This is a genomic window from Psychrobacter sp. CX14, assembly GCF_057396205.2.
The window spans coordinates 1,198,258-1,222,599 of the sequence record NZ_CM183187.1 but is presented as its reverse complement, the minus strand read 5'-3'; the positions used below and the strand labels follow the sequence as shown (position 1 = coordinate 1,222,599).

The window sequence follows — 24,342 nt, the reverse complement described above, 5'->3', positions numbered from 1 at the left end:
ATTATATGCTTAGGCTAGTATTATATGCTCAGGCTAGTTTACTTGGCCGCACTGGTTCACAGTCCACAATTAAGTTACCATAACCGCAATTATATTAACCGATAAACACCTGATAACTTTAAGGATTGTTATGGCCACTTATATACTCGATACCGAAACAACGGGGCTTGATGAGCCGCATATGACCGAGGCCGCCTACTCTATTGTAGAGATAAACCAAGGCCAAGTGGTCGTCATCCAGCCACCTAGATCCAAACGCTTCAACCCGCTTAAAAAGATTAGCTTGGGCGCGATGGCAACCTCGCATATTTGTGATGAAGACGTGACTCATGAAACGCCGCATACGGACTTTAGATTGCCTGCCAGCGTTGAGTACCTTATTGGCCATAATATCGATTTTGATATGCAAGTACTTAAAAATGCCGGCGTCACGCATACACCCAAGCTTATCTGTACTAAGGCCATGTCGAGCTACCTGTTACCGACGCTTGAGAATCATCAATTGGTCGCACTGCTTTATCACTTCCATCGTGATGTCGCCCGCGAGCAAGCCAAGCATGCGCACGCTGCGGTATATGATATTTACTTTACCCAATTGGTACTGAATAGCCTTATTGACTTAGCAAATACCCAAGGTCACACCATTACCGATGTAGCGAGTCTATATGCGTTTAGCGAATTGGCCCGTATTCCGACCCATTTAAGCTTTGGTAAACATAAAGGCAAAGCGATTGCAGAACTTGCCGCAGATAGCGAGGGTGCCAGCTATTTACAGTGGTTATTAAAGCAAGATACGGTTGATCCTTATTTGGCCGAAGCTTGTAAGAAAGCGCTATAGGCCATTTAAATGCCAGTATTGCTATAAATATATTTAAAGATAATTACTATATAACCCACTGCTTTAAAATTAATAAAATTAAATATATAGTTACATCTTACTTAACTTATAACCTATAATAGTCTTGTTGTTTTCTACCCTACTTTATAGTAGTAAAGATAGGGGTAAAAAATATCATTTGATAATAATATTAACATTAATTTTATAAGGTTTTAGGCAGGGATGAAGCAAATACGATTTAATGGCAGCGGCGAAGAATATTTTAAAATCTGGATTGTGAATGTCTTACTATGCATTCTCACATTAGGTATTTATTACCCTTGGGCAAAAGTACGAACACGCCGCTATTTTTATGCAAACACCGAATACACAGACCGCTACTTTGATTATCACGCCACTGGCAAACAGCTTTTCTTAGGCTATTTAATCGGGGTTGCGATACTCTTTGTATTACAAATCATCGGCTCTATATTCCCACTTGCCGGTGTCATTTTACCCATCGTGTTATTTACTATCATCCCTTGGATTGTGTGGCGCAGCTTAAAGTTTAATATGCGTATGACCAGCTTTAGTAATGTCCGCTTTAGCTTTGTTGGCAACTTAAAGTCCTCCTATCTTATCTATATGTTGATACCTGTTTTGGGCTATATCGCGTTTGGGCTTATTATTGCCGCTGCTATCGCTATTGCACAGACGCTGATAGGTAATACAGCAGGTGCGGAGTCAACCACCCCAATCATTATTATCTCTGTGCTCGGCTTGCTTGCTGCTATTGCTGTTGGTGTTTATTTTGTTGGTCTATTTACCAAAAGGGCTTCTGAATACCAGATTAGTCAGACAAAGTTTGGTCAAGGTCGCTTCCTTACTGATATTCGCACCCGAAAGTTTGTTGAAATTACCTTTAAAGCAGCGCTGATTGGCATCGCCTCTACCCTTTCCGTTGTTGTGTTTTTGGGATTGATACTCTTTGCAATAACACCAGGTGAATTTAGCTTTGAAAATATAATGGCATCACTGTCTTATACTGTTGAAAGCTCATTGTTCTCCGTCGCTGTCGTGATTGCCTACATTAGCTTTATCGCCGCATCCTTGTTTTCTGCCGCTTATAGCTACAGCCGCCAACGTCAGTACTTGTATGCCAACACTACCTTAGATAAGGCTATTACCTTTAAATCAACAGTCACCACTAAAGGCTACTTCTTTGTACTATTAACTAATATGCTGCTAACTATCTTCTCCTTGGGTCTGGCGCTACCTTGGGCAAAAGTACGTGTGGCACGGTATATTGCCGAAAATACTTGGATTGAAGCATCAGATATCGATATGAATCATTATCTGACCCAAAAAGAGCAAGAACAGTCTGCTATTGGTGAAGAGGTTGGTGATGTATTGGATATTGATATAGACATTGCTATATAGGCTGACATTTAAGTGATTTTATTATGAACATAATATCTGGTAAGTGGTATCCAAAGGACAGTGCAACGCAATATGCAGCCGAGCTTATAGTCGATAAAGATAGCTATAAGGTGAATATTACGTCCTCTGATTTAAACCCTGAGCTTTCAAGTGATAGTGATTCACAAGGTCACATATTAACTGGTGAATGGTCACAGATTAAGATTAATGATCGGTTAGGTAATACTGAGCGTAAGCTAATACTCGCTGACGGCTCCTTGTTTACCACCCATGAAAATGGCGACATTGACACCCTAATTCAGAGCAATAAAAGCAGTGGCTCAGAATCAAAACTAAGCTTACTGCTGCACCGACATGAGACAAAAATGAGTAGTGTCTTGGTGATGCTGGTGCTAACGATTGCTTTCGTTTTTGGCTTTATTAAATGGGGTATTCCATGGACAAGCCAAGCGGTTGCTCATGCCCTACCGCAGCAAACCGGTGACTTTATTGGCAAGCAGTCACTAGATTTTATAGATAGCTACTTCTTAGAGCCCACGACCATCAGTGAGGCTAAGCAGCAGCAAATCATCGATCGATTTAATACCCGACTTAAGCCTGTTGGTGGTGATGATCGCATTCATTATCAGCTGCATTTTAGAGAGATGAATGTCAATGGTGTTAGCTTACCGAAAGCTTTTGCCCTACCCTCTGGCGATATTGTTCTGACAGATGAATTCGTTAAGCTAAGCGAAAATGATGATGAGATAGATGCTGTCTTATTGCATGAGATGGGTCATGTTGTAGAGCGTCACAGCTTAGAGATGCTGACGCAGAACTCATTAACCACTATGATTGTGATACTCGTATTGGGTAACCCTGATGGTATCAGTGAGTTAGCCACAGGGCTTGGCACAGCGTTAGTTTCGAACCACTATTCTCGGCAATATGAAACCGAAGCTGATAAATTTGCCTTTAATAAAATGCTCAAGATTGGTATTAACCCTCAGTCCTTTGTCGATATCTTAAGTCGTATGGAGGATTATGCGACGGCAGAGATTACTGCTGATAATGAGCATGAATCGACACAGGAGCAGCAGACCCAAGACGTTGAGGAGGATAAAATATCTGACTTTTTATCAACCCATCCCAATACTCAATTACGCATTAAGATGGCTGAAAAATACAGTCAATGCTTTGAGCAGGGATTGCAAATCTGCGAGTGAGAGTAGAGATTTTATTATTGTCAGTTTGAGGGTTAAGAATGAATAACGGTCACTCCCGTTTACATCCTTCAAAGTTAAACTGTATTGTCTACTGAACCTTCCCGACTATATCGGGGAGTATTTTACTTGAGTTAAGCAGCAATACTTAACAGATTAAGGTTATCATAATACTGCTTTTCAAAATCAAAAGATGACACATAGCCAATCGCACTATGAATGCAAGTTTTGTTAAACCTGAGAAGCGTTAAAAATCGGTTAAGTATCGATTTAGCTTTGCAAGGCGATAGCTATGCTCGAGTGGCGACATCCAAGGGTTGCCAGTTCAACATCGTTTACTCCACTCCACTCCTCATTTAAATAATTGATCACTTCATACTTGTACAGCCCATTAACATTTCAGCCAACCCACTTTAATTCAATCATCAATTATTACTGATTAAGCATATTGGTTTTATCACCATAAGTTTAAATACTGTTCTTAAAAAATTACTTGCGACACTTATTGTCGTAATATAGTCAGACACTTATTGATAACCTAATTATATCAGCGTATCTTAAAAAGATAGATAATTGTTAGGAAGATAGGATTGATGGACTCTATAAGTAAGGTACAAAATGCATTACAGTTTATTGCGCATGTTCGTGCCAGCGATGGTGCAGAACAACCACTGTATGACCATTTAACGGGCACGGCTGAAATATCCAAACGCTTAGCTACTAAAATTGGGTTGCCTCTATCAGGTGAGCTGATTGGTTTGGTGCATGATTTGGGGAAATATAGTCAGGCGTTTCAGGATTATCTAAGGGAGTGTGTAAAGTATGATAATTATAAAGATTTAGGTCTTGATGAAGACGAAGAAGCTGATATTTTAATGAAAGGAAAACCTAAACGAGGCTCAGTTGACCATTCTACGGCTGGAGCTATATATCTATATCAGCAGTTTAAAGACAGACCCAAAAAGAACAATTTCGCTCAAGGTGCTTTGTTAGCCGATATCTTATTTATCTGTGTGGCATCGCATCATAGCGGTTTGGTCAATGTGGTGGATAAAGAAGGTCAGCCTTATTTATATAATCGTAAAATTAAACCTGAAGCTAAAGTCCATTTTCAAGAAGCATTACACCATTCAACTACTAACGAACTATTTGCTCATTTAGACAGTAAGATATTTAACGCTACAGTTAGAGAGTTTCATAACGCCTTTATTCCTATCCTCGCTGATAATAATATTAAACCCAAACAACAAGACTTTTATATTGGTTTTTATACCCGCTTATTGTTCAGTTGCCTTATTGATGCAGACCGTAGCAACAGTATCGCCTTTGAGCATCCTAGCCAAGCCCATCTCTTAGATTATGAGCGTCCAAACTGGCAAACCGCTATAGATAAAGTGGAAGCCCTCTACCAAGGTTTTGCAGAAAAAGCGAAGCACAGCCCGCCAAATCCTATCAATGAGCAACGGGATCGCATCGCCCAAACTTGTTATGAGGCAGGACAGCAAGCTCAAGGTATCTATACCTTAACTGTACCAACAGGTGGCGGTAAAACCCTTGCCAGCCTGCGCTTCGCTGTGCAACATGCCAAGAAACACAACCTTGATCGCATTGTTTATGTCATTCCCTTCACCAGTATCATCGAGCAAAATGCCCATGAAGTTCGCAAGATTTTAGAGCATCAGCACTCTGATGGTAGTTATGTTGGCGATTGGGTACTTGAACAACACTCAAACTTAGAACCAGACGTTCAAACGTGGCAAAGCAAACTCATTATGGACAATTGGAATGCGCCTATTGTGTTTACTACTATGGTGCAGTTTTTAGAGAGTTGTTTTGGGGGCGGTACTAAAGGGGTAAGACGTTTACATCAGTTAAGCCGAGCCGTGCTTATCTTCGATGAGATACAAACTCTACCCATTAATTGCTACTACCTCTATTGCAATGCGATTAACTTTTTGACCAGTTATGTCAAATCTACCGCAGTGCTATGCACCGCAACCCAGCCTGTGCTAGATAAACTGCCTATTGCGCAAAATGGCAGTCTTAACCCCGCCACTGAAATTATTGGTGACCGTGAAGATTTAGCCGTATTATTTGACACCTTAGAACGTGTAGACATTCATGACCATACTAAAAACCCACAAGATTTAGAAAGCTTGACAGAATACGTTAATAAAAATTTTACCAACTTCGCCAGTACGCTCGTTATTGTCAATACTAAAGCATGGGCAAGTGATTTGTACAAAGAATTGTCTAAAACGATTGGTTCGAATGAGTTATTTCATCTAAGCACAGGACAGTGCGCTCGCCACCGTAAAGACTTATTAAACACCATTCGCAAACGCTTAAAAGAGGGATTGCCTACTTTGGTTATCTCAACCCAACTCATTGAAGCTGGCGTGGACGTGTCATTTAAATCAGTGATACGCTTTTTAGCGGGGTTAGATAGCATTGCGCAAGCCTCAGGACGCTGTAATCGACACGGTGAAATGCTAGATGCGACAGGCACATTGACTAAAGGTCAGGTATTTATCGTCAAACCTGATAAAGAGAGTTTAAGCAAACTACCAACGATTGCGTTAGGTAAAGCGCAAATGGAGAACACTATTTTACCTATGTTAAGTGATTCTGAGAATTCAGGTAAGCACTTACTTGATCCAGATATTATGAACATATTTTTCAAAGGCTTTTATCAGACAGACCATGCTGAAAAACAAATGGCTTATCCTGTAGGTGATATTCATACCATATTTAATTGGCTAAGTAGTAACAAAGGTAATATTGCAGTAAATAACGACAATGAACGGCGTCTTAAAGAGGGGCAATTCCCCAAGCTGTGGCAATCGTTTATGGAAGCAGGTACAGCCTTCAAAGCAATTGATGCACCAACCAAAGCAGTTATTGTGCCTTATGGTAAAGGAGGTCGAAATATGATTACTGCGTTATACGGGACACAGGTTAGTGATAAAGAATTTTATAAATTGGTACGAGAAGCACAGCAATACAGTGTCAACGTGTTTCCATTTATGCTCGATAAGCTAATAGATGAAGGTGCTATTAATCAAGTACGTGATACGGGTATCCTTACGTTATCTGAAACATTTTACGATGAAGAGATGGGGTTGAATTTAGAGGGAAATAGTAAGTTAGATTTCATAGGTGGTTTTTAACCGATACAAAAATGGCAATGACCGTGGTGAGACGGGCATTGCCAATATAAGTTCAAATTAACCTATCTACCTTATAGCTTCAATCCGCATCATTAAAGAACGATGAAACAGTATTATAGCAAAATGATAAATTTCTGACTCAATACAATAACAATTATTTTTTAATGCTATCTACTTTATAGAAGATTTATTCATCAAATTAATATATACTCATGAAATAAACTAGATAAATACGGTTTATCGGGTAAATAAATTTAATGATAAGGAATCGCTAAAATGTTAAAAAAAATTATAAACATGTTTGTTACTAATCTTTCAAAAAATAATAAAGACAAAACCATGATCTATCTTACTCAAGCGACAACTTACTTTCTGATTTTTCTAGCTATTGCATTAATCGCATGCTACTTATCCATTATTCCTGCTAAGACCTCAATGACGCCAACCAAAGTAGCTATAACCTTTGCTTGTATCCTTAGTGCCATACAGGTATTCATGCGATTCTTAGATGTAGCGTTTGAAGGTGCAAAGCACGATCATGATAATAGGAATGATAAATGAAAAACTCAATAGAATTTCTTCTCACAGGACGTAACGCCCTATTCACCGACCCCATTACCCGTATCGGCGGTGAGAAAACCAGTTATCATTTACCAACCTATGAAGCATTGAAAGGCGTCTGTAAAAGCATTTATTGGAAGCCTAGCATTATTTGGGTCGTCGATAAGGTGCGTGTTATTAACCCTATTCGTACCCAAACCAAAGGGATGAAGCCAATACGCTATCATAAAGATGGCAATGATTTGGCTTATTATACTTATTTGCAAGATGTGGCTTATCAAGTGCAAGCACATTTTGAGTGGAACATGCATCGTCCAGAGCTAGAAGCTGACCGTATTGATGGCAAACATTACAGTATTGCCAAACGTATGGTCGATAAAGGCGGTCGCCAAGACATCTTTTTAGGTACAAGAGAGTGCCAAGGCTATGTTGAGCCTTGTGAGTTTGGTAGTGGGCTTGGTGCTTACGATGACATTGATGAGCTTGGTTATGGCTTGATGTTTCATAGCTTTGCCTACCCTGATGAGACAGGATTAGACGAATTACACAGTCGCTTTTGGCAGGCGGTAATGCGTTTTGGTGTTGTTGAATTTCCAAAACCGACCGATGACCTAGAGTCTGATAGTCGTAACGGAATGCCCAACCGTTTTGTCCGTGATATGACTGCTAAGACATTTGAGTTAGAGAACAACGTTGAGTCTGTTAGTCAAACGGAGGCATCACTATGAGTTGGTTGCAACGTCTTTACGAAACTTATGAGCAAGCCAGTCGACGCGATGAGAGTGAGCAAGCTCAAGATACCCACGCATTAATGCCTTTCTATCATGTTAATCAAAATGTGCAAATTATTGTGACTATTAATGACAAAGGCGATTTTGTCAGCGCAGAGCTATGTCGAGACGATAATGGTAAAGTTAAATCACATCAGTTAGTCATACCTGCAACTAATGAATCAGCTAATCGTACCTCAGGTGCAGTCGCCCATCCTTTAGCTGATAAATTGCAGTATGTGGGTAAAGACTTTTTCGAATATAGTGATAATAAAAAGGATTTATACCCACTTTATGAAGACGTTTTATTTACTTGGTGCGAATCACAATATACCCATCCAAAAGCTAAGGCAGTTTTAACCTATACACAAAAAGGCACACTGGTCAAAGACTTGCTCAATTCAGGTATATTAATTGCTGACCCTGATGACGCTAGTAAACTGGCATACCCCGAACAAGCAGGTGACTATCCAGACAGTATCTTATCATCACTTAATAAAAACAAAGGCGTGTTTGATCAAGGCTCAGCATTTATCGCTTGGCGAGTAACACTCACCGATATGGATGGCCAGCAAGATAATTGGGGCAAAGTTGAGACATGGCGAGATGAGAGCCTTTTTGAAGCATGGCAACAGTTTTATGCCACGCTAGATAGTGTCGATGGTTTTTGTTATATCACGGGTAAAGACAGTCCGCTTGCCAGCAAGCATCCTAATCGTATTCTGCGTAGTGCCACCAATGCCAAGCTTATTTCAGCCAACGACTTGTCAAGCTTTACCTTTTTAGGACGTTTTACTGATAATGACAAATCTATTAAAGCCTCTGGTTTGCAAGGCGCAAATATTAGCGCAGTAGTAACCGAAAAAGCCCATTCTGCTCTGTCATGGTTACTGGCTCGGCAAGGCAGAGAAGAGGCAGGGCAAGCCGTGGTTGCTTGGGCAATATCGGGCAAAACAACTGTACAACCTATAGAGGATGCCACCGATGATAATCCTTTTGATGTTGCGGAAGTCACGCAAAGTCTGCAACCACCTAAAGATAATAATAAAGGTTTTGAAGAGTTAGATGACGATGATTTTGAAGATGATGAGGAAGATATTTTTGGCAATATAAGTGGTGTTAGTGAGAGCCAACCTATCGTTAATGATACTCCGCCCCCTATTGAGCATAGTAATAATTTAGGGCATACCTTTGCCAAGCATCTTAATAACACTCTTAATGGTTATCGGCAACGCCTTGATAAACACGACCAAATATCGGTTATTACCTTAGATTCTGCAACCCCTGGGCGTATGGCTGTCACTTATTATCATGAAAGCCTGCCAAATGATTATATAGATTCGCTGGAAGCATGGTATACCCAGTTTGCATGGTACGCCACCTATAAAGACCCTGAAACCGAAGTGCGTAAGCTAACCATCAAAGCACCTATCCCTCGACAAATTGCTCAAGTCGCTTATGGGGCACGTCTTTCGGATGCTTTAAAAAAACAAGTCGTCTCGCAAGTATTGCCCTGTATTGTGGAGGGAGAAACTCGACAAATACCGTGGCAATTAGTGGACTTGTGTATTAAGCGTGCATGCAACCCATTGGCTTTAGAGAACTGGGAATGGGAGCAAGCATTGAGCGTGGCATGTGCTTTATTCCGTGGTTATCATTTGCGAGGGTTATCTACGAATACATCTTTATCAAACCAAAATAACGTTTTAAACGATCATACAGACAATAATAAAAGGAATTACACCGTGGCATTACAAACTGATTATACCAGCCGAGATTATTTATACGGTCGACTGTTAGCCGTAGCAGAAGATATCGAAAGCTTAGCTCTATATATTGCTGGAGAGAAGCGCAACACCACTGCACAGCGTTATATGCAACAGTTTGCCAATCGTCCGTTTACTACATGGCGTAATATCGAGCTGGCCTTAAAACCCTATGAAAACCGACTTAAATCCAACCGAGGAGGTTATCTTGCCAATATGCAAGATTTGCTAGACCAAATCATGAATGGTTTTGATATTGCAGACTTTAACGATGATTCAGCATTAACAGGTGAATTCCTGCTCGGTTATCACAGTCAAAAAATGCAGTTAAAATTAGATAAACAGCAAGCAAAGAAAACCCGTGCCGACAAAGAAGAATTAGACAATGATACTTAAACGGCTTAACTTTAATTTATAGTAAACCCCTATACAAATTAACTAAAAACACTATTATTTAAAAGGAATTCATATGACAACTTCAACTCCCATCGACCATAAAATTGATTTCGCTATTATCATGGGCGTACAGAATGCTAATCCAAATGGTGACCCGTTAAACGGTAACCGCCCACGTACTGACTTTGCAGGCAATGGTGAAATCACTGATGTATGCTTAAAGCGTAAAATCCGTGATCGTTTGCAAGAAGATGGCGAAGCAATCTTTGTACAATCTGATGAGAAAAAAACAGACGGTATGACCAGCCTTAAAAATCGAGCCTATGACGAGGAAGTCGGTTTAGGTAAAAATGCTTTTGAAGCCAATAAAAAAGAAAACATCGAAGCCAAGCGTGATGAAACTGCTCAAAAAGCATGTGATAAATGGTTTGATGTACGTGCTTTTGGTCAAGTATTTGCCTTTAAAGCGGATAGCAAAGGGGCTGATGGTGTATCTATTCCTATCCGAGGGCCTGTCACTATTCAATCTGCCTTTAGCTTGGAGCCTGTAGACATCACAAGTACCCAAATTACAAAAAGTGTTAGCGGTGAAGGTGATGGTACTAAAAAAGGTAGTGATACTATGGGGATGAAACATCGTGTCGATGAGGGGGTTTATGTGACTTATGGTGCAATCACCCCCCAATTAGCAGAGCGTACAGGCTTTAGTAATGCCGATGCCGAAAAGCTTAAACAGATACTACCTAAGCTATTCGAAGGCGATGCGTCGTCTGCTCGTCCTGAAGGTAGTATGCAAGTTAAAAAAGTGGTTTGGTGGGAACATAGCAGTAAATCTGGTCAATACTCCTCTGCCAAAGTACATCGCAGTTTAAAAGAATTGCTTGATGATAAAGGTAATTTTGATGAAGAGGCTTTGAAAACTGCTTTGGATGGTTTAGAGCCTGAAATTATTGAAGGATTTTAAGTAAAAACATGCAAACCCTTTACCTCTCACGCCTACAACACTACCTATTCTGTCCTCGCCAATTTGCGCTGATAGAGTTGGAGTGTGCGTGGGAGGAAAACGTCTATACCGCTGAAGGGCAAGTCATGCACGAGCGAGTCAATAGTGGCGAAAATGAAACCCGAGGCACTATCAAAACCGTGCGTACCTTACGATTAGGTCATAAAACTTTGGGGTTAGAAGGGGTTGCCGATGTGGTGGAATATCATACAAACGAGGACGGCACTCAAACTCCCTACCCCATCGAATATAAACGAGGCAAACCAAAGGCCCATCGAGCCGATGAAGTGCAACTGTGCGCTCAAGCCTTATGCTTAGAGGATATGCACCAGTGCATGGTTCATGAAGGAGCATTATTTTATGGTAAGACGCGTCGTCGCCATAAAGTTGAGTTTGATGATGAACTTCGCCAAATCACCCTAGACGCCATTATGGATTGTCGTCATATCATCGACAGCGGACACACACCCAAACCCATCTATAGCACTAGCAAATGCCGTAACTGCTCTTTAAAAGAGATTTGCCACCCGAAAATATTTAACAAAAACGCTAAGACTTGGTTAAACAAAAAAATAACGTCAAGTTTGGCAGATAGTGACTAAGACTTGAAAAGCTTATTGTTTAACAGGGTTTTTGTATTGATACGTGAGCGATAATGGTGAGAGCGGTTTAGCCCCGATTGACGCGGATATACTGGTGGCTAAAGTCGGTTGCGAGGGCTAGGTTTTGGCGTGGCGCGCGAAGCAGGCGACATGCCAAACCTTAGCCATCGCCCGACTTAAGACGGCAGATAGTAGCAAAAAGCGGGAGTGGCTACAAATTTCTTGTATTATGTAAATGACATATATGAATCCTACAACGAGACACACTTATGCACCCTCTAAAAAACACCCTGTTTGTGCAAACCCAAGGCGCTTGGCTCAACAAGCAAGGCGAAAATGTGGTCATGAACATCGATCACGAGGTCAAAGGACGTGTACCGATTCACAAGCTTGATGCCATCGTTTGCTTTGGACAAGTGTCGCTCTCCCCTGCCCTTATGGCGCACTGCACCGACAATGGCATCACTATTACTCATCTTAATCAATATGGCAAATTTCAGGCCCGAATCGAGGGTGCCGTCAGTGGTAACGTGCTATTACGCCGTGAACAATACCGCATCTGTGACGATGTGGAACGAGTACAACCCATCTGCCACAGCATCATATTGGGCAAAGTCCATAACCAGCGCCAAGTCGTACGTCGCTATCTACGTGATTATAAATCTGAACTGGATGATGCCACCATCACCAAGCTTGAGCGTACTCAAAAACGCCTACAAAACGGACTAGGTAGTATCCTAGCCACTCAAAACTTGCCCGACTTATTGGGCCGTGAGGGCGAGATGGCAAGCTATTATTTTAGTGTATTCCCGCATCTTATTCGTAACCCAGAGTTTGAGTTTAACAAACGCACCCGTAACCCGCCAACCGATGCCGTCAATGCTCTACTGTCATTTACCTATACTCTAATGACTCATGAATGCCGTAGCGCTTTAGAGACCGTTGGACTCGATCCTGCTTGTGGTTTCTTTCATCAACTGCGCCCTGGGCGTCCGTCACTGGCCCTTGATTTGGTAGAAGAGTTCCGCCCTATGGTCGATAGATTTGTGCTATCGCTTATCAACAAAAAACAACTGTCCAAAAAAGACTTTAAGCAAGAACCGAACGGTGCGGTATGGCTTAAAGACGACGCCCGCCAAACCTTTTTTAAAGCATGGCACGACCGCAAGCAACAAACGCTAAAACATGATTGGTTTGAAGAAACTGTGCCCTTTGGACTACTACCGCACTTGCAAGCCACCATAATGGCCCGCCATATTCGTGGTGATATTGACGCTTATGTGCCCTTTTTGTGGCAATAATTTTGATAATAATAGATTTGATAATGGATTGATAATTAACTCGATATTTTGGAGCTTACCATGATGGTACTGGTCACTTATGATATTGGCATGACGGAGGGCACTGGAGCTAAAAGACTGCGCCAAGTTGCCAAACACTGCTTAAACTTTGGTCAACGGGTTCAATATTCTGTGTTTGAAATTGAAGTGAACCCTGCCCAGTGGACGACGCTTAGAGCCACCTTGGAGGGTATTATTAACCCAGAAACTGACAGCCTGCGCTACTACTATATGGGCAAAAACTGGCAACATAAGGTTGAACATATCGGTGCAAAACCTGTGCTGGACCTTAATGATGTGTTACTATTTTAAAGTGGTATTATGAGAAATGATTTGGGGCTATTACTTAAAGTGAACCTGTTATTTGCTTTTAGTGGGTTCTCTTAGTTCTTTTGCGAACCCTAAGCACTCATAAAAACCCTAGAACACTCGCAACTCATGCACAATACTATTTAACAACATGATTTTAAACACTTTATTGTCTTACGTTACTCATTTGGCAGATGTCACATTTGCCAAATTCGCCTATGTTTTACACGCTCGCAGATTTCAGGGTTTTAGTCTAACCCAATCAGCGACTTAAACCATAGGCTGTCGCACCCATCACGGGTGCGTGGATTGAAACGATTTGAGTAAGAGTGATGAATAAAGGTTTTGAGTCGCACCCATCACGGGTGCGTGGATTGAAACAATGCACAGAAATGACTTAAATAAACCTGAATAGTCGCACCCATCACGGGTGCGTGGATTGAAACTTGCAAGTTTTACTCTTTTACCCAAAGCCATGGTCGCACCCATCACGGGTGCGTGGATTGAAACTAGCTGGATAAGCTGCGTCCAGCAGGTCGGATTGTCGCACCCATCACGGGTGCGTGGATTGAAACGATATTTGAGTTTGTAGATATTAATAGAGTTAATTATTGTCGCACCCATCACGGGTGCGTGGATTGAAACTACATGTCGCACCAAGCATCAGAGCTCAATACGTCGCACCCATCACGGGTGCGTGGATTGAAACTTGCAAGTTTTACTCTTTTACCCAAAGCCATGGTCGCACCCATCACGGGTGCGTGGATTGAAACGGTCTTGATGAATTAATTGATGTCAGCGAAGTGGTCGCACCCATCACGGGTGCGTGGATTGAAACGTCGCTTGGCATCCCAATTGGATCTTTACTAAGGTCGCACCCATCACGGGTGCGTGGATTGAAACGCCGTCACTGATCACTTTGCTAACTTTGATTAGGTCGCACCCATCACGGGTGCGTGGATTGAAACTGCTGTTAACTTGATTGGTTTAACAATGTCGTATGTCGCACCCATCACGGGTGCGTGGATTGAAACTTTGTACTACATAAACAAGAATTATCAAAAAATGTCGCACCCATCACGGGTGCGTGGATTGAAACACTAACGTTTTGCTAACTTTTTGCTAACTATTTGCGTCGCACCCATCACGGGTGCGTGGATTGAAACTTGCTCGTCATACTTCATGTATTGTTCAACAAGGTCGCACCCATCACGGGTGCGTGGATTGAAACCCACACTCCGTACCTTTTGGCTGTGTCCGCTGATGTCGCACCCATCACGGGTGCGTGGATTGAAACCGTTTGATTTTAAAAATCCTGATTATGCCCAAGTGGTCGCACCCATCACGGGTGCGTGGATTGAAACTTTTAACTCAACAATCATACTGCTATGGCAATGTCGCACCCATCACGGGTGCGTGGATTGAAACAAAAAGCACTTAATAATCTAAAGCCTAATAGTGGTCGCACCCATCACGGGTGCGTGGATTGAAACTGATTGGAGATTGTTAGCTTTATTTTTAGGGACGTCGCACCCATCACGGGTGCGTGGATTGAAACTTTAAAGATGGTGAGACTTTAGAAACTGAGGATGTCGCACCCATCACGGGTGCGTGGATTGAAACGTATGCAGCGTGGTGGTGGTGTTATAAACGTATGTCGCACCCATCACGGGTGCGTGGATTGAAACAGTTATACAAGCAAAGAGCCACTGCAATTTTTGTCGCACCCATCACGGGTGCGTGGATTGAAACCAAACTTTAATTCGCAGTCTGCATGGGCGCTTAGTCGCACCCATCACGGGTGCGTGGATTGAAACAAACCTTTTAGGGTAATCATGATAAACAACACTAGTCGCACCCATCACGGGTGCGTGGATTGAAACGATATCTAAAATAACTTGGTCTGCGTCATAGCAAGTCGCACCCATCACGGGTGCGTGGATTGAAACCTCCTGAATTTAGAGGAGGTTGGCAAAGGGAAAGTCGCACCCATCACGGGTGCGTGGATTGAAACAAAAAGAATGGCTGGACGTTTTGGAGTAAGTTGTCGCACCCATCACGGGTGCGTGGATTGAAACACACCAGTTTGAGAGTAAAGAAAAAGCTATGCGTGTCGCACCCATCACGGGTGCGTGGATTGAAACTGACGGCAAAAAGACAGCAAAGAAAGACCACAATGTCGCACCCATCACGGGTGCGTGGATTGAAACAAAACAGACAGGAAGCTAAAAAGCTTAGGTATGACGTCGCACCCATCACGGGTGCGTGGATTGAAACAACCGTCCATTTAGCGACACGCCCATACCCCTGGTCGCACCCATCACGGGTGCGTGGATTGAAACATTTCTTTGGCTTCTTTCACACCGCTGAATATCGTCGCACCCATCACGGGTGCGTGGATTGAAACAGCTAAGTAAGTCATCCTGCTGTAGGCCTCGCGTCGCACCCATCACGGGTGCGTGGATTGAAACTACATAGTAGCTTACTGATGCCATAGCAGGGGAGGTCGCACCCATCACGGGTGCGTGGATTGAAACGATGTCACAGCCAGTGATATTGCCTTCGGCCTTAAGTCGCACCCATCACGGGTGCGTGGATTGAAACGCTTACGCGATTGGACTTGGTTATATCGACAAGTCGCACCCATCACGGGTGCGTGGATTGAAACGTAATCGGTATTTGTTTCAAGCGAACTGCAATTTAGTCGCACCCATCACGGGTGCGTGGATTGAAACTTGAAACCATCTTGTGACAAATGCTCCGCAGAAGTCGCACCCATCACGGGTGCGTGGATTGAAACGACCGTTAAATCTATCCTAAATCTAACGCCCCTAGTCGCACCCATCACGGGTGCGTGGATTGAAACGGGTTAACTTGCAGGGCAAGAGTGTTGTAATTAACGTCGCACCCATCACGGGTGCGTGGATTGAAACCCAGTTTGGTTGGCTTAATCTGATCAGCTTACGGTCGCACCCATCACGGGTGCGTGGATTGAAACTTTAGAGGCTATAGAAGAAGATACAGCAAAAATGTCGCACCCATCACGGGTGCGTGGATTGAAACGCGGAAAATTTAAGGGTAAATAATGCGACAGTTGTCGCACCCATCACGGGTGCGTGGATTGAAACGCTTGCATGGTTTGTATAGGTTGCTGTTGATAGGTCGCACCCATCACGGGTGCGTGGATTGAAACTTTAACGTAACTTGCAGGACTCCAAGTTGATTTGGTCGCACCCATCACGGGTGCGTGGATTGAAACGTCTAAACTCGTCTAGTATGGCGCCGACATTGTGTCGCACCCATCACGGGTGCGTGGATTGAAACAACCAATATGGCAACTGCATCATCAACATATCGTCGCACCCATCACGGGTGCGTGGATTGAAACTGTACTCGGCCCATCCTGAGTTACCCTGATAAGTCGCACCCATCACGGGTGCGTGGATTGAAACACATAGCATTTGCTATCATGTGCTAAACAATTTGTCGCACCCATCACGGGTGCGTGGATTGAAACTAGCCACCAGTTATCATCACGCTCATAGTCTGACGTCGCACCCATCACGGGTGCGTGGATTGAAACAGGTTATCCATATAATGCTACGGAATGGGTAAGAGTCGCACCCATCACGGGTGCGTGGATTGAAACAAAGCCCTATTCCAAGCTGTCACAGTCAATGGGTCGCACCCATCACGGGTGCGTGGTGAGCAGCGTTAAAAAATTGCATTGCAATTTTAGTTGCGCAAGAGAAAATCCCTTTAAGGGGATTTTCTGAGAAACAACATACTCGTCGTGGAAAATTGTAAATTTTCCCTTGCGGTGGGCTGAACGTTCCCCAAACGTTCAGAAAACCCCCACCTCACATCACAGGTGCGTGGTGAGCAACGTTAAAAAATTGCATTGCAATTTTAGTTGCGCAAGAGAAAATCCCATTAAGGGGATTTTCTGAGAAACAACATACTCGTCGTGGAAAATTGTAAATTTTCCCTTGCGGTGGGCTGAACGTTCCCCAAACGTTCAGAAAACCCCCACCTCACATCACAGGTGCGTGGTGAGCAACGTTAAAAAATTGCATTGCAATTTTAGTTGCGCAAGAGAAAATCCCTTTAAGGGGATTTTCTGAGAAACAACATACTCGTCGTGGAAAATTGTAAATTTTCCCTTGCGGCGGGCTGAACGTTTCCCAAACGTTCAGAAAGCCCCCACCTCACATCACGGGTGCGTGGATTGAAACCATTACCGCCGGGCAAGCAATCACACGCACGACGTCGCACCCATCACGGGTGCGTGGATTGAAACATGTATTTGCACCTTACGGCAAACAAGTTAAGGTCGCACCCATCACGGGTGCGTGGTGAGCAACGTTAAAAAATTGCATTGCAATTTTAGTTGCGCAAGAGAAAATCCCTTTAAGGGGATTTTTTGAGAAACATCGTACTCGTCGTGGAAAATTATAAATTTTCCCTTGCGGCGGGCTGAACGTTTCCCAAACGTTCAGAAAGCCCCCACCTCACATCACGGGTGCGTGGTGAGCAGCGTTAAAAAATTGCATTGCAATTTTAGTTGCGCAAGATTCAATCCCTTTAAGGGAGTTTTATGAGAAACATCTTAATAACTAAGCATCGTGGAAAATTATAAATTTTCCCTTGCGGTGGGCTGAACGTTTCCCAAACGTTCAGAAAGCCCCCACCTCACCATCACGGGTGCGTGGTGAGTAGCGTTAAAAAATTGCACTGCAATTTTAGCTGCGCAAGAGAAAATCTCTTTAAGGGGATTTTCTGAGAAACATCGTACTCGTCGTGGAAAATTATAAATTTTCCCTTGCGGTGGGCTGAACGTTTCCCAAACGTTCAGAAAGCCCCCACCTCACCATCACGGGTGCGTGGATTGAAACCGTCACCAGTCACATCCCAAATGCGTTTTTCTAGTTGTCGTATCCATCACGACCTTGTATTTATTCTACATTTTCATAAAATTGTAACTATCCCCTAAAATAACAAAGCTCAAACGTAGAATTTCTTATAAGATACCCATAAGGAGTTTTGATATGAGAAAACGAACGACTGAGACTTTTTTTATAATCTGAATTTAGGATAAGATAAAATGTATAAAAAAATAAATCCAAAATTGCTAAAGTAAGTTTACCAAGACAAGCTTTGCAACAAGGACTTATTACATAGACAATCTAATTAAACTTACTGCTATATTGACGATTTTACCAAGCATTCAAACCAAAGTTTGAACGGTATCTTATCGAAAACAGCATGAAGCAATTAAGACCATGCAAGATAAGTGCACAAGAGATGATGACCCTGTTAATACTGCTTCATCAACGGCGTTATCGGCAGTTTAAAGGCTTTTACTATCATCATATGCTAGCCATGAAAAGACGCGAGTTTCCTAAATTTCTAATCTACTCGCGCTTTATTGAACTAGTACCAAAAACCATTATGGCACTGTTGTCTACCTTAATGGATTGATGGGAGCATGCACAGGATTTAGCTTTGTTGATGCTTGATTAATCAACTTAGCATTAAAAAGCCCCAACATAAATATAGCTTATGATGGGGCTTTTACTGTCGTCAAAATCTATTATCTATCTAAAATATCCGTAAACCACACAAGTCACTTTCAAAAGTATACATCACTCTGCTTTAGCAGGTTGGATATCAAACTTAAACGTCCATTTGCTAGGTGTTGTTGCCATGTCATCAACGTAGGCAATATCTTCTAGATAGAAACGAGCATAACTGTTGCCCTCGCTTGAACGAATCAACCCACCAATACGCTCTCCCTCAGGCTTAGCGAATAAGCGATGACCTTCATTTCCCTTATACACATACCAGCCATAGTCAATAACAGGATAGGTTCCGGTTGCCTCTGGATTTAACTGTGAGCTTGCAGCATCGGTTATCCATGGCACACCATCGGCACTAATGTCATAAGCGGACACCGTCGTTAAATCGGTTAGGCTTGCTGCCGTATTGTCCTCGGCAAACTTAGCTTTAATAGGTTCGCCATTAGCATCGTAATAACCTGCTGGTGTCTTTGCCACATAGCCGCCTACGTTACCAGAACCAGAAGCACCGCTGTTAAGTATAACGTCATAGCGTTTTATCCCTACTTGCCAGTCGCCCGATTTGGTAGTGGTTTCACCTGTGGCTAAGTTTAGGTATATCCAATCGTCACTTGAGCTGGCATCCAAGGTTTTGGTTTGTACTTGATTTGGGAGGGCGGTATCAATCCAGCGTATTGTAGGATGACCTGATTGACCAGCATCATCATAATAGTTGATGAATTGTAAGGCATAGACTGGCTTATTGACCAAGCTTGTTGTGGTGGCATCATTGGCATCTGTCGTGACCAGATAAACACGGTTATTGGGGGCAAGCTTGTGCTGCTCATTTAAGTTATAGGCATACCAAGGGTTTACTTTAAATACCCCAGAACCACTATCTGGTTTAAAGCCGACTGCAGGTACTTCTTGGGCATTTTTTAGATCAGTAAGCTCACTCCAAGGCATGGTATAAAAGGCTGCGCCTTTACCGTCGCCACTAATGCCACTATTGGTCCATAGGCTAACTGAACGATTTTTGTTTTCAAACTTGATATCCCAAGTGTCACTGGTACACGCTAACTGCTTTTGGGTATCAATGTCATAGCAGGCCTCGGCTGCTGCGCCATCCACTTCCCAAGTTGCTGACTCGCTAAAATCAGCCGTCGTCGGTTCAGGCTCTGGCGTAACTACGGGGTCATTGCTACTGTTATGGTGGTCATCACTGCCGCCGCAAGCCGTCAAACCTAACCACCCTAATACAAACAGCCCTGTCCCCATAACCCGTAAAACTGACTTAGTGATATTGGACAACTGGGGTTGCTTGGATTGCTGGGCGGTGCCTTGTAACATTGAAATCTTCATCGTGTTATGCATAGTTGTATCCTTAGTGGGTCGTTGGAAAATGGAGGATTAAAGTATTACCTAAACTTACCTATGACAGAGTATTTTGGCGACTGGTAATCATTTATGACTCATCTTAAGGTAGTGCCAGTCGATTCATAAATAACAACCAGTTCCCTCCAAAGTTGTGACATCTTATTTTTGTGTGAGTTAAGTCATTAAACTTTTCTTCTAAAAAACCTTTTTACCAATGATAGCTTGCCCCAAATAGCCACTGGCGATTGTCAACGGGACGTTGATCATTGGTATCAGTGGCATCTCGCTGCTCATCGAGTAGGTTGTTAATCGCTGCATAAATATCTAAATTAGGCGTAGCACTATAATTGACTCGACTGTCCAGCCCCCACCAGCTAGGCGAATAGCTTTGGCGGGTGGTATCGGTTAGTTGTTTTGACTCATAGCGAACTTGCTGAATCAGTTGTAAGGCGTCGGTTAACTGATAGTTTAGATTTGCAGTAACTTTGTGCTCGGGGCTGTAGGTTAAGTCTGACCCTGTGGCTTTATTTTCGGTATGCAGATACGCATACGCTACGTTTAGTTTTGCCTTATCATTTAGTTGCCAGTCCATGCTAGCATCAGCACCATAGGTGACGGCTTTATCAATATTGTTATAGCGATAAACGGCAATGTTGCCATCATAGTCAGGATTGCTATTATCGGTTTGAATCAGGTCTTTAACATCATTGTAAAAGCCATTAAGGGCTAATGAGAGGTCTGCCTTGATATTGGTTTGATAGCCTAACTGATAGCTGGTTGAGGTTTCGGGTACTAAATCGGGATTGCCCATGACCTTGTAACCAAAATTACTGTGGTCAAAAACATAATGACGTTCTTTTAAATTCGGTACTCGGTAGCCACTACCGATGCTGGCTCTAAAGCTGTGTTTGCGGTCGCTACTATCGAAATAATCTTGCTTAACGGCAAGCTTTGGCGCAAAGTGACCGCCAAAATCGCTGTCATTTTGATAACGTGCTCCAATGACAACCTCTAAACTATCACCAATCATCCAATCGTCTTGAATATAGGCCTCTAACACATGACGACTGACATCATCGCTGCTTAATTCAGAAATCTCATTTTTAGTTTGCTTTAGGCTATCTTGCTGCCATTTTGTCCCTACTTGTAAGCTATGCGACTGATTATATGAGTTGCTATTGCCACTATAGATAATGGGGAAATCAAGCTGGACTTGTGCCAAACTTGTCTCAATTTGGGCATCACGATTGCTGGTTAACGTGCTTTCTGATTGGTTGTAAGACTGCTTATAAGACCGGGTATCAGACTCGCTGTCATAGTTTTCATACAAAGCGGAACCTGATAGCTTATAGACTTGATTCGATAGGATAGGTTTATCAGAGTTACTGGCTTTATTATCACCACTAAAGAGGTGGGTAATCTGTGTAATACCGCCCACACTAAACCGCTGACGCTTAATATCTTCATTGCGCTGCTGTTTTAGATATTTTGGTGGCACATAATAACTAAAACGGCTGACATCCTCTTCTGCGTATACGTTTGCTTCAAGCCAATATTGATGACTGGGATTGATCTGGTTGACGTCATTTATATTAGGGGTATAGGTAACTTTTGCTGTCAGCTGTTGCTGCTTGCTAGGGTCTTTGAGTAGTGGCCAAGCCTCGGTATCCACACTCAAGCCTTTATCATCAAGGTGAGATCCTGATACTCTGGCTTTAAGGCGTCCATCTGCCGATATAGCCCCTTGTATGCTGCCCTCAATATAGCTGTGATTGTTATCTAGTCTCTTACCAGAGGGGTTTTGAGAGCCATTACTGCCCACCTCCATAGTTATCTCTGATTGGCTATCTATAATGGGTTGGGTAATGACATTAATGACACCACCCATAGCTGAGCTTCCATATTGTGCCGATGCAGCCCCTTGAATCACTTCTATTTGTGCCACATTGGTGTTTAAATATTGGTTCAGGTTTACGGTTGAGCCAGTGCTGGCACTAATGGGCAAGCCGTCTATCAGTATTAATACTTGGTCGCCTGAAAAGCCTTGCATCCGTACTTCATAGCCTGTTTTTCCATGTAAGGGCACCAAATTAACATTGGGCAGCAGTTGCAAAGCCTCTTTTAGCGTATGGGCATGGTGGTCTTTTAAGGTTTGTGAGTCTATAACCTGCATAGCAATTGGCGCATCACTAAGACTTTTTTGAGAACGAGTCCCAGTGACGACGATAGGATCAAGATAGGCAACTGGCATACGGGTGTCAGATCTGTTATCAAGGCTAGCATCAGAGCTAGATGGTGTACCCACACTTTCTTGCCCGTTATTGAGTGCTGTATTGGTATTTAATACTACATCGGCTTGGGCACTATTATTTACACTACTATAAAACAGCACAAAGGCACTGCTAATGGCCACTTTGCTAACCAGCTTAGCTTGGAACATAATATTTTCGGCAATATAGCCTCGTTTAATGATATCCAACCTTGTTTTCCTTTTTGTAAAAAAACCTCTAGGAACGTCTGTACTCTTTCATCTTTATGTATGATTTGTATCATACTGTAACTTAATTGCAAATGATAATCAATATCAATTGTTAATAATTATTATTTACACTTACTCTGTTAGTGTTTATACTTACTGTCGTTATTGGTATACATCAAACCCTGACTGGCTATAGGATGGTCTAAGCGCGAGTTGCGGATATTTCCCCTATTTAGTAGGCCTAAGTTAGTAGGATTAAATATGCTTTTAGCGATAAATGCTGCTATAGAAACTTAACTATACTGCAAAGCATTATTCAATTACTCAGCACAAGGATTGCTATGTCTGTTGCTAAACTAAACCCATCCCAGAATCTACTGTCTAAAAAGAATGCTTCACTGTGGGACGATTATCAAAAGCAAAAATCGCAAAATCGCATGTTATTTCCGCTAGAGGGGGCTAAACAATTAGCAGTGAGTGAGCTTGAGCTGATGCTAGCATCACCGCATAGCCAATATTTAGGCACAGATTGCCACTCACTACTACAGACATTGACCCAATTTAGTAAAGTCGAGAGCATCGTACGCAATGAGTTGGCGGTACATGAAAAGCTTGGCCAATTACAGAACCTAAAACTGGGCGAGCGTATGGGTATTGCGCTGAATGTGGGTGGGCTAGATTTACGCTTTTTTATGAGTCAGTGGCAACATATATTGGCAGTAACTGTACCTAGCGAAGCCAATAGCAAGACTCATAATAAAGCGGATAGCCAAGCAGATGACAAAACGAATGACCAATCTAATGTATCGTTGCCTGAATCGCTTAGTATTCAGTTTTATGACGGTTATGGCAGTGCCATTTGTAAGGTGTTTTTACGTGATTATAGCGATACGGCCCTACAGCAGTGGCAGGATTTAATCGCTGAGCATGCCAAGACAGTAGCCGACATTGATACAGACAAGGTGGTTGCTGATTTGGAAACGCTTCCTTCTTTTGCAAAATGGCAGCCTAAAGTTTTGGCAGCAGAGAAGAGGCAAAAGCTACAACGAAAATGGCTGGCATTAACCGATATTCATCAATTCCATATGCTACTAAAAAGCCTAGATGTTGATAGAGCAAGTAGCTATCGTCAAGCGCCAGAGGGTATGGCATGTCAACTAAAGCCAGAGGCTATCGAAGCCCTGTTGTTATTTACTGAGCAAAAAGCCAAGCCAATCATGGTTTTTGTGGGTAATAATGGTGTGGTGCAAATTCAAACGGGCGTAGTGCATCAGATTAAACGCATGGGCGATTGGATTAATATTTTAGATAAGAAGCAGACCGACTTTACTTTGCATCTTAAAGACAACGCTTTAGCTCAAGTATGGTGTGTTAAACGCCCTACTAAAGACGGCATTGTAACTTGTATTGAAAGTTTTGATGAATTTGGCACTAGCATTATTACTTTTTTTGGTCAACGCCAAGAAGGTGAGCCAGAACAAGATTACTGGCAGGAAATAACGGCTCATCTGGTTGAGAGCTATGCTCAAGTATAAAACTAGTCTTATCGCTA

At 42.6% G+C, this 24,342-nt stretch carries 14 protein-coding genes, 1 pseudogene and 1 CRISPR repeat array; of the genes and pseudogenes, 13 read left to right on the top strand and 2 right to left on the bottom strand.

The window, feature by feature from the left end:
• The first annotated feature begins 130 nt into the window (after positions 1-130).
• From AC2SLO_RS05085 to AC2SLO_RS05030, 12 genes and pseudogenes are all read left to right on the top strand, one after another.
• On the top strand, positions 131-838 hold the full coding sequence (locus AC2SLO_RS05085) for an exonuclease domain-containing protein (protein WP_486542715.1): 708 nt from the start codon (positions 131-133) through the stop codon (positions 836-838).
• A gap of 222 nt (positions 839-1,060) precedes the next feature.
• Positions 1,061-2,257, top strand: a complete 1,197-nt coding sequence (locus AC2SLO_RS05080) for a YjgN family protein (protein WP_486542717.1) — start codon at positions 1,061-1,063, stop codon at positions 2,255-2,257.
• Positions 2,258-2,280: 23 nt separating this feature from the next.
• On the top strand, positions 2,281-3,462 hold the full coding sequence (locus AC2SLO_RS05075) for a M48 family metallopeptidase (protein WP_486542719.1): 1,182 nt from the start codon (positions 2,281-2,283) through the stop codon (positions 3,460-3,462).
• A gap of 590 nt (positions 3,463-4,052) precedes the next feature.
• Positions 4,053-6,629, top strand: a complete 2,577-nt coding sequence (gene cas3 / locus AC2SLO_RS05070) for a CRISPR-associated helicase Cas3' (protein WP_486542721.1) — start codon at positions 4,053-4,055, stop codon at positions 6,627-6,629.
• A gap of 276 nt (positions 6,630-6,905) precedes the next feature.
• The gene (locus AC2SLO_RS05065; protein WP_486542723.1) at positions 6,906-7,190 is read left to right on the top strand and encodes a hypothetical protein; all 285 of its coding nucleotides are present in this window, start codon (positions 6,906-6,908) and stop codon (positions 7,188-7,190) included.
• Positions 7,187-7,918, top strand: a complete 732-nt coding sequence (gene cas5c / locus AC2SLO_RS05060; protein ID WP_486542725.1) for a type I-C CRISPR-associated protein Cas5c — start codon at positions 7,187-7,189, stop codon at positions 7,916-7,918. Before AC2SLO_RS05065 ends, cas5c begins: the two co-directional genes overlap by 4 nt.
• Complete coding sequence (gene cas8c, locus AC2SLO_RS05055; protein WP_486542727.1) at positions 7,915-10,122, top strand: type I-C CRISPR-associated protein Cas8c/Csd1; 2,208 nt, start codon at positions 7,915-7,917, stop codon at positions 10,120-10,122. Before cas5c ends, cas8c begins: the two co-directional genes overlap by 4 nt.
• A gap of 73 nt (positions 10,123-10,195) precedes the next feature.
• Positions 10,196-11,086: a type I-C CRISPR-associated protein Cas7/Csd2 gene (gene cas7c / locus AC2SLO_RS05050; protein WP_486542729.1), complete on the top strand. Its 891-nt coding sequence runs from the start codon at positions 10,196-10,198 to the stop codon at positions 11,084-11,086.
• 8 nt (positions 11,087-11,094) lie between these two features.
• Positions 11,095-11,727 (top strand): CRISPR-associated protein Cas4, encoded by a 633-nt coding sequence (cas4, locus tag AC2SLO_RS05045; RefSeq protein ID WP_486542731.1) that lies wholly within the window; start codon positions 11,095-11,097, stop codon positions 11,725-11,727.
• 269 nt (positions 11,728-11,996) lie between these two features.
• Positions 11,997-13,028: a type I-C CRISPR-associated endonuclease Cas1c gene (gene cas1c, locus AC2SLO_RS05040; protein ID WP_486542733.1), complete on the top strand. Its 1,032-nt coding sequence runs from the start codon at positions 11,997-11,999 to the stop codon at positions 13,026-13,028.
• 60 nt (positions 13,029-13,088) lie between these two features.
• Entirely contained in the window at positions 13,089-13,379 is a 291-nt protein-coding gene (gene cas2 / locus AC2SLO_RS05035) for a CRISPR-associated endonuclease Cas2 (RefSeq protein ID WP_486542735.1), read from the top strand.
• 281 nt (positions 13,380-13,660) lie between these two features.
• Positions 13,661-17,089: a CRISPR direct-repeat array (repeat unit 32 nt; unit sequence GTCGCACCCATCACGGGTGCGTGGATTGAAAC).
• A gap of 1,493 nt (positions 17,090-18,582) precedes the next feature.
• A pseudogene (locus AC2SLO_RS05030) lies at positions 18,583-18,892 on the top strand (IS982 family transposase); the annotation flags it as partial.
• 129 nt (positions 18,893-19,021) lie between these two features.
• Here the strand turns inward: AC2SLO_RS05030 and AC2SLO_RS05025 are convergent.
• Together AC2SLO_RS05025 and AC2SLO_RS05020 are read right to left on the bottom strand one after the other, a co-directional pair.
• Positions 19,022-20,308, bottom strand: a complete 1,287-nt coding sequence (locus tag AC2SLO_RS05025) for an HmuY family protein (RefSeq protein WP_486542737.1) — start codon at positions 20,306-20,308, stop codon at positions 19,022-19,024.
• A 211-nt stretch (positions 20,309-20,519) separates the two neighbouring features.
• Entirely contained in the window at positions 20,520-22,790 is a 2,271-nt protein-coding gene (locus AC2SLO_RS05020) for a TonB-dependent receptor plug domain-containing protein (protein WP_486542739.1), read from the bottom strand.
• A gap of 341 nt (positions 22,791-23,131) precedes the next feature.
• Between AC2SLO_RS05020 and AC2SLO_RS05015 the strand changes: the two genes are divergently transcribed.
• A complete protein-coding gene (locus tag AC2SLO_RS05015) occupies positions 23,132-24,325 on the top strand; it encodes a ChuX/HutX family heme-like substrate-binding protein (RefSeq protein ID WP_486542741.1) in 1,194 nt (397 codons plus the stop codon).
• The last annotated feature ends 17 nt before the right edge of the window (positions 24,326-24,342 follow it).

Excerpts from the sequence above, each read along its gene's own strand:
- AC2SLO_RS05085 (WP_486542715.1), top strand. The coding sequence starts at position 131 with ATGGCCACTTATATACTCGATACCGAAACAACGGGGCTTGATGAGCCG.
- AC2SLO_RS05080 (WP_486542717.1), top strand. The coding sequence starts at position 1,061 with ATGAAGCAAATACGATTTAATGGCAGCGGCGAAGAATATTTTAAAATC.
- AC2SLO_RS05075 (WP_486542719.1), top strand. The coding sequence starts at position 2,281 with ATGAACATAATATCTGGTAAGTGGTATCCAAAGGACAGTGCAACGCAA.
- cas3 (WP_486542721.1), top strand. The coding sequence starts at position 4,053 with ATGGACTCTATAAGTAAGGTACAAAATGCATTACAGTTTATTGCGCAT.
- AC2SLO_RS05065 (WP_486542723.1), top strand. The coding sequence starts at position 6,906 with ATGTTAAAAAAAATTATAAACATGTTTGTTACTAATCTTTCAAAAAAT.
- cas5c (WP_486542725.1), top strand. The coding sequence starts at position 7,187 with ATGAAAAACTCAATAGAATTTCTTCTCACAGGACGTAACGCCCTATTC.
- cas8c (WP_486542727.1), top strand. The coding sequence starts at position 7,915 with ATGAGTTGGTTGCAACGTCTTTACGAAACTTATGAGCAAGCCAGTCGA.
- cas7c (WP_486542729.1), top strand. The coding sequence starts at position 10,196 with ATGACAACTTCAACTCCCATCGACCATAAAATTGATTTCGCTATTATC.
- cas4 (WP_486542731.1), top strand. The coding sequence starts at position 11,095 with ATGCAAACCCTTTACCTCTCACGCCTACAACACTACCTATTCTGTCCT.
- cas1c (WP_486542733.1), top strand. The coding sequence starts at position 11,997 with ATGCACCCTCTAAAAAACACCCTGTTTGTGCAAACCCAAGGCGCTTGG.
- cas2 (WP_486542735.1), top strand. The coding sequence starts at position 13,089 with ATGATGGTACTGGTCACTTATGATATTGGCATGACGGAGGGCACTGGA.
- AC2SLO_RS05025 (WP_486542737.1), bottom strand. The coding sequence starts at position 20,308 with ATGCATAACACGATGAAGATTTCAATGTTACAAGGCACCGCCCAGCAA.
- AC2SLO_RS05015 (WP_486542741.1), top strand. The coding sequence starts at position 23,132 with ATGTCTGTTGCTAAACTAAACCCATCCCAGAATCTACTGTCTAAAAAG.